This window comes from Psychrobacter sp. TPE 89C, assembly GCF_055522395.1.
On the sequence record NZ_JBVFXW010000034.1, the window covers coordinates 1 to 17,286 of the forward strand.

At 43.2% G+C, this 17,286-nt stretch carries 15 protein-coding genes and 1 pseudogene; 5 read left to right on the forward strand and 11 right to left on the reverse strand.

From position 1 onward, the window contains the following. Window positions 1-156: 156 nt before the first annotated feature. From ACZW67_RS10485 to dnaQ, 9 genes and pseudogenes are all read right to left on the reverse strand, one after another. Window positions 157-492 carry a hypothetical protein gene (locus tag ACZW67_RS10485; RefSeq protein ID WP_465183201.1) on the reverse strand — a complete coding sequence of 112 codons (336 nt, stop codon included), beginning with the start codon at window positions 490-492 and terminating at the stop codon, window positions 157-159. 229 nt (window positions 493-721) lie between these two features. Further along, a complete protein-coding gene (locus ACZW67_RS10490; protein WP_110922764.1) occupies window positions 722-1,078 on the reverse strand; it encodes a DUF3144 domain-containing protein in 357 nt (118 codons plus the stop codon). A 71-nt stretch (window positions 1,079-1,149) separates the two neighbouring features. Continuing rightward, the gene (gene metK / locus ACZW67_RS10495) at window positions 1,150-2,316 is read right to left on the reverse strand and encodes a methionine adenosyltransferase (protein WP_110922765.1); all 1,167 of its coding nucleotides are present in this window, start codon (window positions 2,314-2,316) and stop codon (window positions 1,150-1,152) included. Window positions 2,317-2,477: 161 nt separating this feature from the next. Then, on the reverse strand, window positions 2,478-3,074 hold the full coding sequence (locus ACZW67_RS10500) for a DJ-1/PfpI family protein (RefSeq protein WP_465183202.1): 597 nt from the start codon (window positions 3,072-3,074) through the stop codon (window positions 2,478-2,480). Between the two features lie 49 nt (window positions 3,075-3,123). Further along, entirely contained in the window at window positions 3,124-3,819 is a 696-nt protein-coding gene (nth, locus tag ACZW67_RS10505) for an endonuclease III (RefSeq protein ID WP_465183203.1), read from the reverse strand. A 116-nt stretch (window positions 3,820-3,935) separates the two neighbouring features. Then, on the reverse strand, window positions 3,936-4,769 hold the full coding sequence (locus ACZW67_RS10510; RefSeq protein WP_465183224.1) for an RnfABCDGE type electron transport complex subunit B: 834 nt from the start codon (window positions 4,767-4,769) through the stop codon (window positions 3,936-3,938). A 307-nt stretch (window positions 4,770-5,076) separates the two neighbouring features. After that, on the reverse strand, window positions 5,077-6,102 hold the full coding sequence (gene nudC, locus ACZW67_RS10515) for an NAD(+) diphosphatase (RefSeq protein ID WP_465183204.1): 1,026 nt from the start codon (window positions 6,100-6,102) through the stop codon (window positions 5,077-5,079). 144 nt (window positions 6,103-6,246) lie between these two features. Beyond that, the gene (locus ACZW67_RS10520) at window positions 6,247-7,929 is read right to left on the reverse strand and encodes a hypothetical protein (RefSeq protein WP_465183205.1); all 1,683 of its coding nucleotides are present in this window, start codon (window positions 7,927-7,929) and stop codon (window positions 6,247-6,249) included. Window positions 7,930-8,077: 148 nt separating this feature from the next. Next, window positions 8,078-9,741: pseudogene (gene dnaQ / locus ACZW67_RS10525) on the reverse strand (DNA polymerase III subunit epsilon). Between the two features lie 356 nt (window positions 9,742-10,097). On the opposite strand from dnaQ, the gene ACZW67_RS10530 reads away from it, so the two are divergent. Continuing rightward, a complete protein-coding gene (locus ACZW67_RS10530; protein ID WP_227681437.1) occupies window positions 10,098-10,649 on the forward strand; it encodes a hypothetical protein in 552 nt (183 codons plus the stop codon). A gap of 113 nt (window positions 10,650-10,762) precedes the next feature. Continuing rightward, window positions 10,763-11,068 (forward strand): hypothetical protein, encoded by a 306-nt coding sequence (locus ACZW67_RS10535; protein WP_110922770.1) that lies wholly within the window; start codon window positions 10,763-10,765, stop codon window positions 11,066-11,068. A gap of 95 nt (window positions 11,069-11,163) precedes the next feature. On the opposite strand, the gene ACZW67_RS10540 is transcribed toward ACZW67_RS10535, so the two are convergent. Beyond that, window positions 11,164-11,574 carry a YkvA family protein gene (locus tag ACZW67_RS10540; RefSeq protein ID WP_465183206.1) on the reverse strand — a complete coding sequence of 137 codons (411 nt, stop codon included), beginning with the start codon at window positions 11,572-11,574 and terminating at the stop codon, window positions 11,164-11,166. Between the two features lie 362 nt (window positions 11,575-11,936). Here ACZW67_RS10540 and ACZW67_RS10545 point away from each other — a divergent pair, with 362 nt between their 5' ends. Continuing rightward, window positions 11,937-13,211 carry an LD-carboxypeptidase gene (locus ACZW67_RS10545; protein WP_465183207.1) on the forward strand — a complete coding sequence of 425 codons (1,275 nt, stop codon included), beginning with the start codon at window positions 11,937-11,939 and terminating at the stop codon, window positions 13,209-13,211. A 32-nt stretch (window positions 13,212-13,243) separates the two neighbouring features. On the opposite strand, the gene ACZW67_RS10550 is transcribed toward ACZW67_RS10545, so the two are convergent. After that, on the reverse strand, window positions 13,244-14,266 hold the full coding sequence (locus tag ACZW67_RS10550; protein WP_465183208.1) for a GlxA family transcriptional regulator: 1,023 nt from the start codon (window positions 14,264-14,266) through the stop codon (window positions 13,244-13,246). A 182-nt stretch (window positions 14,267-14,448) separates the two neighbouring features. Between ACZW67_RS10550 and ACZW67_RS10555 the strand changes: the two genes are divergently transcribed. Both ACZW67_RS10555 and ACZW67_RS10560 read left to right on the forward strand, forming a co-directional pair. Further along, window positions 14,449-16,254, forward strand: a complete 1,806-nt coding sequence (locus ACZW67_RS10555) for an acyl-CoA dehydrogenase (protein ID WP_465183209.1) — start codon at window positions 14,449-14,451, stop codon at window positions 16,252-16,254. A 22-nt stretch (window positions 16,255-16,276) separates the two neighbouring features. Beyond that, window positions 16,277-17,284, forward strand: coding sequence for an NADP-dependent oxidoreductase (locus tag ACZW67_RS10560; RefSeq protein WP_197100109.1), 1,008 nt, complete (start codon window positions 16,277-16,279; stop codon window positions 17,282-17,284). The last annotated feature ends 2 nt before the right edge of the window (window positions 17,285-17,286 follow it).

Sequence of the window (17,286 nt, forward strand, 5' to 3'; positions counted from 1 at the left end):
ATATTATCCAGCTATTTTTTTTATTTTAATCTAAATCAACTATAGTCAGTTCAATATAATTTGGATACAAGGAAATCAAGTGAAAATGCTATAAACGGTAAACTAAGCGAGACTGAAACCGTATCCAGTTTATAGAGGATTTTACTATATGCAAGGTTATGAGCATTGTCCTTTCACATAGCCTACTGCTGCAGTCGTGCCACATGCTGAGCATGAGTTGCCTGCAGTACGATAATCTAATCCTGACTCAGTCTTTACTGTGACACAAACAGGGTCATATTGCGAGGTACACATTGTTTGCTCAGAGTTATGGAGCGGGCATTTGGTAAAAGGATTATCGTTAGATGCTGATTGGTTATGCTCAGTGCTATGAATAGGGGATATATCAGGTGCATCAATACCTTGGATGTTACTACAGCCAGTTAACGCAATGGCTGTGGACAAGCCCAACAACGACACGTAGGAACGCCATGATTTGAGTAAGTGGTTCATAATAATATGTCCTTATAGAAAATAAAGTTCAATAAATTCCTGTTATGGATAGCCTAGCTTCAACCATGTTGTGAATCAAATGGTTTCCATTCATAGTAGCCTATTTATGAGCTGTCATCTACTAAATCGTGATTAACAAAAAACCCAAGCTTAACGATAAGCTTGGGCTGAGTATTTATTATTATAATGACCTTTATAGCTTTGTGAGATTTAGCGAAATGCCACCGTGCTATTTGGCTGCTTTGTCATCTTGATTAAGCTGAACATATTTATCAAAGTTCTGCGCATAATCCGTTAGATTGTCGCTCAGCATTTGGCGATATTGCTTCACATAAAACTCAACGATATCGTCTTTTTCTTTGGCAAAATCATCGCCTTTAACAAAGCCGATAGAAGCGACTGACGCGCTATAACGGGCGGCTGCATACAATAGAGAAGCGCCTACTTGTCCTGAATGTGCTTCAGGACCTAGCTGGCTATTTGCGATACCAATGATGGCATCAGCACGTTGGTAAAATGCCTGCATTTCAGGGGTAATCTCAACGTTGGTATCAACTTCGTTGCCTTGAGTCGTGTCTTGAGACATGAGCTGCTCCTAATAAGTATCAGTAAATTAAATTTCTAAAAACGGTTTGTAAATAAGATAAAGCAATAGTTTTATAAACCAGCGTCTGCTTTCAAGATTTCAGCTTTGTCTGTTTTTTCCCATGTAAAGGCAGTTTCTGAACCTTGACGACCAAAATGACCGAAGGTAGCAGTTTGCTGATACATTGGCTGTAATAAGTTCAGCATGCGAGTAATGCCATAAGGACGCAAGTCAAAATGCGTACGAATCAGACGAATGATTTCATCGTTACTGATTTTGCTAGTACCAAACGTATTGACAGAGATAGAGGTCGGCTCAGCAACACCGATTGCATAGCTGACTTGTACTTCACAGCGATCAGCAAGGCCTGCTGCGACGATGTTTTTTGCCACATAACGTACCGCGTAAGCTGCACTGCGATCCACTTTTGAAGGATCTTTACCACTGAAAGCACCGCCGCCATGACGAGCCATACCGCCGTAAGTATCGACAATAATTTTACGACCAGTTAGCCCAGCATCACCGACAGGGCCGCCAATCACAAATTTACCAGTTGGATTGATATGATAACGTGTACCGGCGTGTAAAAGCTCGGCAGGTAGTACTTGCTTGATGATAGATTCCATCACCGCTTCTTGTAGATCGGCTTGTGAAATACTAGGATCATGTTGCGTTGATAATACCACTGCATCAATCGCTACTGGTTTATTACCATCGTATTTTAGCGTAACTTGTGCTTTGGCATCTGGGCGTAACCAAGGCAGATCTCCTGCGCGGCGTAGCTCAGACTGACGCTCCATCAAACGATGAGCATATTCGATAGGAGCTGGCATCAATACTTCGGTTTCATTACTGGCATATCCGAACATCAAGCCTTGATCGCCTGCACCTTGCTCTTCAGGGTCGCTACGATCGACACCTTGGGCAATCTCAGGAGATTGTTTGCCGAGCATGTTAATCACTGCGCAAGTTTCGCCATCAAAACCTAGGTCTGAATGGTGATAGCCAATGCCATTTACGGTGTCACGCACAAGACGCTCTAAATCGATATTTGCTGTCGTGGTGATTTCACCTGCGAGTATCACAGCGCCAGTTTTCACTAAGGTTTCGCATGCCACACGTGCATGCAGATCTTCACGTAAAATAGCGTCAAGGATGGCGTCTGAGATTTGGTCAGCCATTTTGTCAGGATGACCTTCGCTTACAGATTCTGAGGTAAATAAGTTGTATTCACGCATAAAAGGGTCGCTTAATTGCAGGGACTGTAGTCTACGAACTCAGTCATTATTAAATATATCTAAATGAAAAGACGAAAAGGAATCAAAAAATTATCGTATTTTACCGTGTATCGAGGCAAAACTCTAGCAATGGATGGTGTTGTGAGGTAACTGGTTATGGATTAAGGGCGGTAAAATTCGTCCATACCACTATTGTCTTGCCACCGATATTCGGTATGGTTAGCGATTTGACGTGCGGTATCTATATCGTGTCTATCGGCGATAAAGCCAAGCGCCATATCCATACCAGCGCTCACACCTGATGAAGTATAGAATTTCCCATCAACAACCCAGCGTGCTTGCGCGACCCAATTGACCTTATTAGATTGAGATATTACCCATTGCCATGCCATTTTATTAGAGGTGGCTCGCTTACCGTTTAATACACCGCTTTTCGCTAATAAGGCGCTACCAGTACAGACGCTAAGTACCCAATCAGCCTCATCAGTGAGGGTTGTTAACGTTTGCAAAAAGGAGTGGTTGTAGACTAGCTGCCGCGTACCAAGCCCGCCCGGTACTAAAACAATATCCGTCTGATATGCTAACTCGCTGACAGCGACTGTTTGCATAGGTACGCCATGCTTACTGTGGATGATGCCACCAGCTATCGAGGTAAATTGAATACGATAATACTCAGGTAAGCTCCCAAACATCTCAATAGGTCCGAATAAATCCAAGGTTTCAAAATCATCGAACACTAGCGCGGTAATCGTATGCATAAAAACCTCTGACATTCGTTAAAAGATAAACAGCGTTATAGACTTACCTTTATAACTCTAAAAATGCGGCCTTATCCTTAAACATACATTCATCGTACACCGGACAAGCGCCACATTTCGGTGTGCGCGCTTGACAGGTATAACGCCCATGTAAAATAAGATAATGATGGGCATCGACTATGAAGTCATCCGGTATGCGTTCAACCAGTTTATTTTCGACGATTAGCACGTTTTTACCAGTGGCGAGACCAGTGCGATTTCCTACCCGAAAAATATGAGTATCGACTGCCATGGTTGGTTGACCAAAAGCAGTATTTAAGACTACATTGGCGGTTTTACGCCCAACGCCCGCTAGTGATTCTAAATCTTTACGATTATCAGGGACGGTGCTATTAAATTTCTCAATCAAATCACTACACGTTTTGATGACGTTTTTGGCTTTGGCATTATATAAGCCAATATTTTTGATATAAGATTTTAGACCGTCTTCACCTAACGCCAATATTGCTTCAGGCGTGTTCGCTACCGGATACAACTGCTGGGTAGCAATATTGACACTCACGTCCGTTGCCTGTGCGGACAATATCACCGCAATTAATAACTCAAAGTTACTGTCATAATTGAGTTCGGTGACGGGTTCGTCAATGGTCGCTGCCAGCTTCTCAAAAAATGGGCGCACGTCACGATTGGGCATTCGTCTTGATGGCGGCGTATCGGCTGTTTTGTGTTTAACGGTTTTACTCATGGTATCTTTACTACTATTTTGGCGGTCAGTTATTAAAACTGTTGGCTATCAAATTATCCGAGTGGTATTGGTTGTGTTCGTACACTTACTCATTGCATGAAATGTCTATGGTCTCATTAAAGCTGTGACAGTTCAGCTTGTAGCGCTTCAAGATCGGCTTGTTTTTGATCATTCGCACGAACGCTTAACTGTTTCTCTAGCTTTTTAATTTTGCTACGTATCTTGGCTGCTGCAATGGTATTTTTGGCTTGCGCTTCGCTGATGTCTAAAGACTGACTGGCGGCATTGTTTAGCTTTGCTTCGACCATACTGACCACAGGTCTACTGTTGCTACTATCAGCAAGCTGTTCGGTGACGCGTCTTAAGTGAGTGTGATATCGCTGTCTTAAATCTTCTTGCTCTGTTATTCGTTCAGGCTCAGAGATGTCACGTTCAACAGTGACTAAATCGATGCAGTCGACTGGGCAAGGGGCGATACATAGCTCGCAGCCTGTGCACAAGTCAGTAAAGATGGTATGCATGTGCTTGCCAGTGCCGACAATGGCATCCACTGGGCAGGCAGGAATACATTTCGTACAGCCGATACAGTCGTCCTCACGGATAACAGCACGTACCTCGGTTGGGCGTTCAGAGGTAGCATCTATTGGCCACTGAGAAGGCGCAGCGCTAAGTATCGCTTCATGGCTATTGATATCGATAATTTGCGCGATTGCATCAGTAACGGGTTGACCACCAGGCACGCATTTATTATACGATTCACCCTCTAGCACGATAGCGGCCGCATACGGCAAACAGCCATCTGGATGCTCGCAGAGTCCACATTGTGTTTGTGGTAGACAGGCATCAATATGCGAGATTTGTGCTTGTATATCCGCAGGTAGTGTTTCTAAGCTCAATGTATCGAACAATATGGGTAAGTTGACTAAGCGGATAGTGGTGCTACTTTGCATTGAATTAATGACCTTGCTATCAGGGATAAGTGCAGACATTATACCAAACCCAAAAATCACAATCAGCTATATCAAACTCGTCTGGTCTACAATGCACAATGCATAGTACCCGCACTCGTTTTCTTTGCTAATGTGAGTTTTGTGGAGAGTATTAGAATAAATACAGTCAAAGCACTTGTAAATGGTTGCGGTGTAAACGGCGCTCAATATACTCAGGGTATGTTTTATACTCAACAGATATTTTCGCTCAGTTGATTTGTACCCACTTCAAATGGCTTCGACTATAGTCAGTGTTAAAAAGTAAAAACTAAATTGGCATGCCTTGTTCGCGTATAACTTGCGCAATGAGCTCATGAGCAATACTGCCCTTTGGCGGTATTCTAGGCAGGTTAGAGACATCAAAAAAGTCAGCATGTGCCAGCTCTTCTTCTTGAATGATGATATCACCACTGGCGTAAGAGGCGCGAAAACCCAGCATCAAGTTAGAAGGAAACGGCCATGGCTGGCTACTCACATAGCTAATATCTGATACGCTAATATTTACCTCTTCTGCGACTTCGCGTACGACTGCATGCTCAAGGCTTTCTCCAACCTCCACAAAGCCTGCAATCAAACCATACATAGGCGCCATAGTTGGCTGACCATGACGGTGATGATGCGCGAGCAAAATTTGCATTTCACCTGTCATTGGGTTTGGTCGGGTAATGGCAGTAATGACACAGGGTTGCACACGAGGATACTGGCGCAATCGACATACTGGGCAGACCATGGCACGTTCACCTTGGTCAGCATGTATAGTAGGGCTAGCACAGCGACTACAAAACTGTGTATCTGCTTGCCAGCTTAAGAGCTGTATCGCTTGGCTAATCTGATCTGATAAAGCAACTGGCAGATGAGTCATTAGCTGACGATAAGGAACAAAGGCGTGACCACTACTTTCATCGCTTTCATCGATAATAGGCAGTGCAATATTATATGCCACAGCATAATCATAAGTAATCGCACTGGCCGCTTGTGCAGTAAAGGTATGTTTATTCTCTATTTCGGAATGGACTAAATTCTCGGCGCTTTTGTTGGTATTTTCTTGAGGGCTTTTATAAGTATTTTCATGAATATCTTTAGAGCCACTGGCATGATCTGCTGATTGCCAATGACTTGGTGCTAGGCTTGGGACTAGGGTTACACGCCCCACTTGATAGGCTTGCTGATAGTCGTCATCGCCTGCTGCATTTTTATTGTTGAATGGTGGTAATTGAAGCTGTAAAGGCCACCAACCATTAGGGGTCTGACGGCATAAAATGGCATCATCATTAAATACAAAAGCGTTGGTCATATAGAGTTCCAAACAGTTCGAGACCAGTACGTATCCATATAGATACACACTGGCTTACAGTGAGAGATATAAATGAGGATTTGTAGCCGCAAAGAAGCGGCTACAAAGGTATCGATTTAATTATTAAAGAGTTGAATGGCTAAGCTAAGCCGCGAGTAGATGGCTCAAGCTTTGCTGACCCACATCAAGTGCTTGCTTGCTAACAGGACGATTGTTTTCAAAACCATCCAAATGGTGATCGACTGCCATCATTACATCTGCAACACACGCTAGCGTATTGTCTTCGATACGGTGTCCACCTTCGATACGTTGCTCTAGATAATTTGCTAACTGACTGAGCATGCTTGCCGGTGTAGGAAGTTGTAAAAAGCGCACCGCCCCTGAGACTTGACGCATCATTTCAGGGATGTTCTGAATGTTAAGTATATCGCGCTCTGGTTCAGCCAAATAATCATTGATGGCTTGTTCAGCACTGGCAATCGCGCTACGACTTTCTTGTATCAATGTATCGTGTGCCGTATTGAGCTGATGCAACGAGATATGAGGGTTGTTAAGTGGCAAATAAATCGCCCCTGGCGTATGCATTTCTGCCATCGCAATAGCAGCGTTTTCAGCATGCATCAATGCCAGTAGCAGATGATCAAAATCGTCAGGCGACGGTGCTTGCCATTTGTCCACTGCTGCTGCTGCTGTGCTGAGACTATCAGCTGCATTTGATAGACCAAGCAAGCACAGCGCCGAGCTCAATGTCGTTAGCTCTTCAATAATCTGTGCTGTCTGCATATCGATAGGATTGATGGAATCGCCACGGGTATAGCTGTCGACATTTTCTTTAATGGTATTGATTTGGGTTTGAATGATACTGTTTAACGTATCGGTTAGCTCACGATTAGGACCGAACAAAAAGCGCTTCATTTGCTCAATCTGAGGCGCTTCTAACTGATTTTGAGCATACTGCTCACGCAACTGTTGTGCTGCTTCATTATCACGCTGGCATGCAAAGCTGACCAAATCAGCAAAGCGCGTATCCATCACCGGTAAGTAGCTCTGGAATTGCTGCTCTAAATAAATAAGAGTGTGTTTTTGGTTAAGGTTCAGCGGTAATATCGTGGCGATATCAGTAACCGCTGCATTGGCTGCTTGCCAAAACAGGCTGCTGGTATTTGCCGCTATCAAGGCACAAGCTGCACTCATACCATCAAGTTTCTGCTGATCGTCTGGACCAATATTGCCATCTTGATTAAGCAATGTGACACCAAGACCACTGCGATAAGCGTAAGTTAATAACTCACTGTCTAGGTTGAGCTCATTCAGTGGCTGAAAGTTTTTTTCAGGATTGGCGATAACGACACTGCTGCTACCAAAAGCAGAGAAGTAGTCTGCTGTAATAGGTGTCTGTTGCCCATGAGCATTGAGCTTATTAATGATATCCAGCAACAAGCTCGGCTCGACCGACTCTGTCAAGAGGACAAACTCTATGTAGCGCTCTAGTGTCATGATGGCTTCTGACAAATCCATAATCAGATCGGTATCGTTATTATCGCCATTATCATATAGTCGCTGTAAACCGTTGACGATAGAGGTATTCAGTGCCTCTGCACCAACCAAAGAGATCAGCTCAAAGATACAGGACAGCTGCTTTAGCACAATGATGGAGTCTAATAACAGAGGTGCCTGACTACTATCATCATTAAATTCACTTAGATGAATCTCAGTGTCTTTAAGGGTTACGATGATTTCATCATGCAATAGATGCAGTGACGGTAGGTTGAAATCAGTGACACTAAGTGTTGGGGCGGTTAATTTCATTTGCGCAGACTGATCCATAAGGAGTTTCCATAATGTACTGATGAGAATAGCAATGGTTTGAATGACGATTAAAAAAGCATTTATTAATAATTTTTTGACGCTTTATATAACAATAATCAAGACTATATTGTACAAATGTCGATATCGCAAGTCATTTAAATGACGACTACATATAGGTTTTGAGTGCAGGGTAGTCTTCTGACAGCGATGTATACCAGTTTTGATTGGTATTTTCATCGCTGGGTGATGCCAGTAGTAAAGACGCTAGATTGGCAAGGTTAGCATGTGCTGTCTGTCCGCCGTCTGTTTGCGTGTCTTCTTCGATAGCGAGCGTGACCTGTCCACCCGTCATCGCTAGATAAACTTCTGCTAAAATCTCTGAATCCAGTAAGGCCCCGTGAAAAGTACGGTCCTGCTTACCAACGTTTAGACGGCGTACAAGCGCATCTAGGGTGTTTTTCTGTCCAGGATATTGCTGCTTTGCCATGAATAAGGAGTCAGTCACTTGGACTCGTTCGGCAAAGTCAGTCATACCGACTTTTGCAAACTCCATATTTAAGAAGTTCATATCGAACGAGGCATTGTGAGCGATGATCTCGGCACCGTCCATAAAGTCATATAGTGACTGAGCCACTTGATCAAAAGTAGGCTTGTCTGTTAAGAAGGCTGGAGAAATACCATGAATGCGAATAACTTCATCATCCATACCGCGCTGTGGGTTGATATAAACGTGTAGTTTTTCGCCCGTGAATTTACGACCAATCATTTCAACGATACCCACCTCAATGATTCGATCGCCTTTTAGCGGATCAAGCCCTGTGGTCTCGGTATCCATAATGAGCTGGCGATCAGACTCGTGGCGATTTACTGGTTTGGGTAGCAGCGGCTTAAAATGTGGATTGGCACGGCTAGTATCACCATCGAATTTTGGTGCATCAGCATCTATACGCATGTCTGTATCTGGCGTAATGTTATTCATCGTTGTATCAGTTATAGGCGTTTGAGCTTCTGGCATATCTGTATTACTCATCGGTTTGCTAGCATTATCATGATGGTCATTCGTGTCTATACTGTCATCTTGGTTAATCGTATGATTATCATGATTTTTATCGCCGTGACTGTCTAATGATTCTTCGTCGAGATACCCTTCATCTACGAACTCGTCATCTATAAGCTCATCATCTATAAGGTCTTCGTCATCCATTATATCTAAACCTAATGGGTCGAAGTTTAGCCAGTCATCATTAGACGGTTTTTGTGTGTTATCAGTCATTATTTGAGTTTTTTTTTAGCTGTATCTTGCAAGTCTATATCCGATATATTCGCACTGCGTGACGTAACCCCTAGATTTGCCAGTTCATCTGCTTTTTCATTACCGGCATGTCCAGCATGGCCTTTTACCCAGTGCCAGTCAACTTCTCGCTGTTGGCATAGGTTATCCAGTTGCTGCCAGAGGTCTTGGTTGGCGACTGGCTTTTTACTTGCTGTTTTCCAACCTCTTTTTTTCCAGCCTTCAATCCATTCAGTGATGCCTTTTTTGACATAGCTGGAGTCTGTCCAAATCTCAAGGTTGTGCTCGTGCGGGCTATGATTCAAGGCTTGTATCGCACCCATCAGCTCCATACGATTATTGGTTGTCTCTTTATCGCCGCCATATAAATCTTGTGTGCTGCCATCACTAAAAATAAGATGTGCACCCCAACCACCAGCACCTGGATTGCCTTTGCAAGCACCATCTGTATAGGCAACGGTTGTGTTTGGTTTGGCAGCTAATGGATTTACCGCGTTACTGGTATTGAATGAGGGTACTAAGGTGCGATTGTCTGACATAAAAAATTATTAACCTAATAAGTGATGAGTGCAAAGCACAGAGATTTTGCTACCGTTTTGTTCTGGCTATCACTGCATATGCTGGTATTGAGTATAGCAAATCTATCATTAAGATGGGCAGTCGTAATGCACAAAATCGCAAAACCACATATCATAATAGTAACCTTTCCATTTTCTGTTAAAATAGGCTGGCTAGCGTTAAGGTCTCGGCTATTTGACTGAATAAATATTTATTTATTGACCTCGCTACGTGACGCTTGAACTGTTTTCAACAGCAATTCAAGCTATCCGCCATCACTGTTTAACAGTAGTTTTTCTCATAAAAGTCTAATGCATGAATGCAGGATAATCCTATTATGTCCTTACGCTCAAACGTTTTTTATAAAAGTCTGACAAACCTAACGGTCGGTATCGCTGTGAGCAGTGCGCTATTTTTGACTGCTTGTAATGATGGTGGGTCGCAACTGGATAAGGAAGTAGCAGCGCCAGTAGATCTCTCTGTGTTTGAAGGGTGTTATACGGTTAGTAGTGAAGAGCCTGCACAGATCAGAGTTAGCCAACAGGATGGCGCATGGGTCATGCAAATGAAAGAGCCTGCAAATGCGAAGCGCGTTTGGGACGATGCAGAGCCGTTAGAGTTGATAGAAAACAGCGAGATACCGAAATTTTTCTCTATTGATCCTGATAATGTCGACGCTGTCCTTGGTCGTCCTGACAGAGTATTAGTGCTGGCTCATGTCAAACCTGTTTATGCCAATATCGATCCGCTACTAGACAGTGAGTATTTGTCCTATATTTATCGAGGAGCCAATACTATCTATCGTGTGGAGTGTGATGAGGTGAATACGGATATCTTAGCCAATCCACATGCCAATATTATTATTGATAATGTCAATGAGAGCAGCTAGACAAGTCTATCAATGCTCTTCTATCAATGCTCCTTTATTGCCTTGTGGTAAAAGCGATAACAAGTCATTTTTTATAAACAGTTAGGTCATCCATATGATCAGAGTCAGGCAATATGAATTTTTTTAGTTATGTGGTGTTGGGCGGGTTTTCTTATGCAGCTGGTTGGGCAATAAGAGCATATATACTCGATAAAAAGCCTGAACCTGAGCAGCCTTATAATCTCAAGCATCCAGCCATCTTGGCGTATCTGGGCGGATTTTTTATTATCATGCTGATTGTCTCATGGCTGATTGGTCGTTATGCATTGGGACATGCTGCCATAGATTTTCCTTTTATTATTATCAATAGTTTGGTTGCCACCTTTGTTTGTTCGTTCGGTCTCAATCCTGAAAAAGCCAATTATGAAGTGCCAGACTAATGAGATAGCATAAATGACTGACAGTAAAAAGCCACGACTGATAATCAATATGTCAGTCGTGGCTTTTTACTGTTTATGATGTTTGATGTAGGGCGTTAAGCTTGTTTCTTTACTTCCGCTTGTTTAGTAGTAGCTGACTGGCTGTTTTTCCAAATCTGATATTTTTTTAGGTCTTTTTCGATCAGCTTTAAGCAAAAGCCCAGCACTAACGCATCATCGATATGACCGATGAAAGGTATGAAGTCTGGAATGATATCAATGGGATTGAGAGTGTAAAGTAGACCGACCACGCCTGCTGAAATGGTTTTGTACGGAACCTTGCGATAATTGCCTTTGTAGTAGTCTTTAAGCAGACTCATAAATAGCATTAAGTCTTTAGCGAAGCGCTCAAGGTGACCGCTATCTTTTATCTTTTCTTGGAGTTTGTCTTCTTCGTGAATGAGGTACTCAAGATCGGCATCTAAGATGTATTCTTTTTTCTGTTTATTGGTTGCTTTATTAGCCATTATTATCCTTATTTGAGCATAGTCAGTATTTTCATACTGTAGTTGATTCAGTTTAAAAGAGAGTCAAGACAACCAAGTGAAGATGTAACTGTGATACTTCGAGCGAGGTTAACGTTGTCACTCTTTTATAGAGGATTAACTATATAACAAAGTAAGGTGTGTGTGCCAATATTGAGTAGTAGTGGCGAGTTTAATATTCAGCTAATACGGTAGCGAAAAAGTAAATATGGGCAAGGGTTGGGCAACTATCATCGCCAAAAAAACGTCTACAATATGCTGCTGTGCGGTTTGAGCAAGTAGACTGCAAAATAAAGATGATGCAAAAGTATATTAAAATAAAAACGATAAGGTAGTAGCGAGATATGGGTGCCAAGAGTCAGTCATTAAAAAATAAAAATGGCCATATAGTAAGTGAAACGAAATCTGGATTGAATCGCCGCCAGTTTTTGCGTCAAGTTGGCATGAGTGCAGGCGCAGGGTTCTTAGCGAGTCACAGTATCACTCAAGCACTGGCTTCTAATACTATGGATCCAAGCAGCACGCAACTGACTAAAGACGATCTGCCATCTGCGCTGATGGATGATGGTTCATTACCACAAACGTCACAGGCGTCATTAACGCAGACCAGCTGTATTGCGCCTACGATTGAAACACGACTTTTTGCCAGCTCTAATGTTGGTGGTAGTGACGACCGCACCCAATTGGCGTTAGATCGTGTGGCGTGTGCAGGTTTTAAAGTCAATAATCCTACGATTACCAATCGGCAGTATTTACGGTTTGCTGGTACAGACTCGCAGCGAGCGAGTGACTTGCAGAATATCGCTACGGGTGCTATCGCAGCGCCCAAGTTACTGCTTGGTGTGCGTGGTGGCTATGGTGCCATGCGTTTGTTACCGATGGTTGACTGGTCGACGTTAGGACGTATTATGAAGGAGCGTGGCACGATACTCGCAGGTTTTAGTGATGTGACGGCTATCCAATGTGCGCTATTGGCAAAGGGTGATATGAGTTCACTTGCCGCACCGATGCTCTATAGTGAATTTGGCAAGACCAAACCTGACGAGGTCAGCTGTCGACAATTTGCTGAAGCGCTCACCAATCCCAATCTAACTATTGATATATCAGACGCTTCTTTAACCAGTTCTAGCTTACCCAGTATTTTGAGCAGTGCTGAGCCAAAAACCATCACTGGTACGATTTGGGGTGGTAATCTAAGCGTGGTGTCAGCGCTGGCAGGTAGCGACTATTTACCGCGTATTGATGGCGGTATTGTATTCTTAGAAGATGTCGGCGAGCAGGCGTATCGTATTGAGCGCATGTTATATGATTTATATCTCGCAGGTGTGTTCAAAGGGCAGCAGGCGATAGTATTTGGGGCATTGTCTGGTGCAGGTGAGGACAGCTATGATAAACGTTATAATGTTGCCACAGTCATTCGTCAGCTGCATGAGTTAACAGGGTTACCCATTTATAGTGGCATGCGTTTTGGTCATATTGGACAAAAACACAGCTTTCCACTCGGGGCGACCTGTCAAATTAGCGCCGATACCGTTGGTAGTTATCAGTTGGCATTTACCAATTATCCAACCATTAAAACAGAAGCTATCCAAGTCGAAGGGTTGTGGCAGATTGCTTAAGCACTAATCTCTAACTATTATTCATGCCATGACTAAATTGCTAACCGCGAAAATTTATCTTGATATTCTTTTGGTGTCAGCTCTGTTGCGCGCTTAAAGAGGCGTGTGAATGAAGAAGTATCATCATAGCCCACTTGTTCGGCAAGCGATTTAATCGTTACATCTCCCAATTCAAGCAAGCGCTTTGCCTGCTCAATTCTGACGGCTTGAATGTACTCAATCGGGCGCATGGCTACAGAGGACTGAAAGCGCCTGTTTAAAGTACGTGGCGTGATATTGACCATGGCAGCCAATCCGCTCACCTGAATAGTCTGATAAAAATTTTCCTCAATGAATTCTTGTACTTGCTTGACCAATTGGTCTGAATGCGGTTTGTGCAACGTCACATTGGTATAACTGTTTTGATTGCCTCGTTTACTATCGATAATCTGGGTTTTGGCTACTTGAGTAGAAATCTCACGTCCGCAATAGCGCTCTATTAATAACAATCCTAAGTCATAAAAGGCACTACCACCTGCTGCACAAAATATATTACCCGACTGACTGTCTGATTTACTCTTTGAATGAGTGACAAACTGATTTTCTTGTAAGTCAACGAGTGGGAAATCCGCCTTAAACTTACTGGCGTAACCCCAGTGTGTGGTGGCGATTTTATTATCTAATAATCCTGCTTTTGCCAAAAAGAAAGCGCCGCTACAGTTGCTGGCTATATCTGACTTAGTGTCTGCCAACCGCTTTAAATGGGGTATTAATTTTGTATTTCGGCTCAATACTTTATCGATTGAATCACCAATAGTCGGAATTAATAGCAAGTCGCATTCCGCCACTTCCTGAATATCGCAATGCGCTTGCATGATCAAGCGGTTGCTACATCTAATATCCACGCCACCAACGCTTGCTATCTGCACATTAAATCGTGGCTCTACTGGCTCATCTAAAAATCGTTGCCAACTGACACCAGTGAATGAGAATAAATCTAACGCACCTGTCAATGCACTGCCGAGCACACCATCGAATCCAATAACAATGACTTTAAATGGTTTGAAATAGGGCATAGGTGTCTATTTTCCTTTTACTTCGTTGACTAAAAATATCAATTTTCTATCAGAATTTTCTAAATATAAGTACTATTTATGTCGTATTTGACCATAATTATGTCATAAATGACAATACGGTAAGGCGTTAAATTAGATTAATATCGATTGATAACCAAATTTAATCAGTTAACGAGAATACTATGGCAGCAGATACGCTTATCAATGACTTTGAATTACCGTTCCAATTATATGATGTATTGGGTACTGAAAATTTAACCGAGCATGCTAAGTTTGCAGAGCATAGCCGCGAAACGTTTGATGCTGTGTTAGATACGGCCAATAAAATTGCGACCCAGTTGTTTTTGCCGCATAACCACATAGCAGATAAGAACGAGCCACAGTTTGATGGCAAAAAAGTCAGCATGATAAGCGATGTAAAAGTCGCTTTTGATGCATTCCGTGAGTCAGGATTTATCGCAGGTCGTTATAGTTTTGAAGACGGCGGCATGCAGTTACCTGAGACGGTCATGACGGCCGTGGCAGGCTATTTTATGGCTGCCAATCCATCAACGACGGCGTATCCATTTTTGACCACTGCTGCAATTAATGTCATCTCACACTTTGCCAGTGATGAGATTAAAGCTGCCTTTATGCCACGCATGCTGACAGGTGAGTTTACTGGAACGATGGCATTAACAGAGCCGCATGCAGGTTCGTCACTTGCTGATATCAAAACTACTGCGGTAAAACAAGACGATGGTTCTTACCGTGTAAAAGGCAGTAAGATTTATATCTCAGGCGGCGATCACGAACTGTCTGACAATATCGTCCACTTAGTCTTGGCAAAGGTGCCAGGCGGTCCAGGTGGCGTTAAAGGCATTTCTTTATTTGCGGTGCCCAAGTATCGCTTAAATGAGGATGCATCGGTCGGCGAGCGCAACGATGTGCATTTGACAGGACTCATTCATAAACTGGGCTATAGAGGCACAACGTCTACAGCACTGAGCTTTGGTGACGAAGGCGCATGCCATGGTTATCTCATCGGTGAAGAGCATTTCGGCCTGCGCTATATGTTCAAAATGATGAACGAGGCGCGCATCGCTGTCGGTTTTGGCGCATCGATGGTGGGTTATCGCGGTTATCAGTATTCACTTGATTATGCCAAAGACAGAACGCAAGGCAGAATCGCCCCGAACAATAAACCTGAAGATGCGGCAACCGCTATCATCAATCATGGTGACGTAAAGCGCATGCTATTGGCGCAAAAAGCCTACTCTGAAGGTGGCATCTCATTATGTCTATATGGCTCAAACCTGATTGACCGTATCAATACTTGTGAAGACGAAACCCTAAAAAACGAGCTAACAGAATTATTAGACCTGCTCACCCCAGTATTAAAAGCATGGCCATCTGAGTATGGGCCAAAAGCCAATGATTTGGGTATTCAAGTACTGGGCGGTGCAGGTTATACACGTGAGTATCAAGCCGAGCAGTTTTGGCGTGACAATCGCCTGAATCCCATCCATGAAGGCACAAATGGTGTGCAGGCATTGGATTTGTCATTTCGTAAGTTATGGCAAAAAGGTGGTCTAGGCATTCAAATTCTCAAACGTGAAATCACGCAGGATTTAGAAAGTATCACTACACCCGAAACGGCTCAATTAGCAGGTAAATTGATGCCTTACATGGGTCACTTGCATGAAGTATTGGTGCATCTCAGCAAAGTCTTACAAACCGAAGAAGCCGTGACATTGACAGGCAACGCGCAAGCACTGATGAATATCTTTGCCTCAATTGTACTGAGCTGGGTTTGGATTCGTCAAGCCAGTAAAGCTGAGCAGCTACTAAGTACGACGCAAGATGCCGAGCAGCAGAACTTTTACAAAGGCAAGATACAAGCGGCCAAATACTTCATTGATTGGGAATTACCATTAGTTAAACGCGACATCGAATTATTAACCAACACCAACTCGGTTTGCACTGATATGCAAACAGAATGGTTCTAAGGATAACTCTAAGGAAAGAGACATGACAAAAATTAATAAACAGTGGCGATTAAAAGCAAGACCGGTAGGCGAGCCTAGTGCCGAGACTTGGGATTATACCGAGACAGAAATCCCGACTATCACCGACGGTCAGCTACTGATTAAGGTTGAATACATCTCTATCGATCCGGCGATGCGTGGCTGGCTCAACGATGCCAAATCTTATATCGCACCAGTACAGATTGGTGAAGTCATGCGCGCTGGTACTGTAGGTGAAGTGATTGAAAGCAAGCATGAGAAATTTGCGGTTGGTGACTATGTCGCAGGTCACGATGGCGTGCAGTCCTATGCCGTCAGTGATGGTGCTAATCTGTACAAAGTTGATCCAAAACTGGCACCATTGTCTTATTACTTGGGCGTACTCGGTATGCCAGGTATGACAGGGTATTTTGGTCTGCTAAAAACAGGTCAACCAAAAGCTGGTGAGACCGTTGTCGTCTCTGGTGCTGCCGGTGCTGTTGGTAGCTTAGTTGGTCAAATTGCCAAAATCAAAGGCTGCCGCGTTGTCGGTATCGCGGGCGGCGCTGAGAAATGCAAGTTCTTAGTTGATGAGCTTGGGTTTGATGCGACGATTGATTACAAAAATGAAGATGTGAAAAAAGCACTGAAGAAAACCTGTCCAGATGGCGTCGATGTGTACTTTGATAACGTAGGCGGTGATATCTTAAATGATGTCCTCACACAAATAAACCTGCATGCGCGTATCGTTATTTGCGGGGCTATTAGTCAATATAACAACACTACAGAAGTCAAAGGCCCATCGAACTATTTATCATTATTGGTCAATCGTGCCCGCATGGAAGGCATCGTTGTATTCGATAATATCAAAGAATATCCAGTCGCTATGAAAGATATCGCTGGCTGGATTCAGTCAGGTGATATGAAAGTGAAAGACCATATCGTTGAAGGTATCGAGACGTTCCCAGATACTTTGATGATGCTCTTTAAAGGTGAAAACTTCGGCAAACTAGTACTTAAGGTAGAGGGATAGAT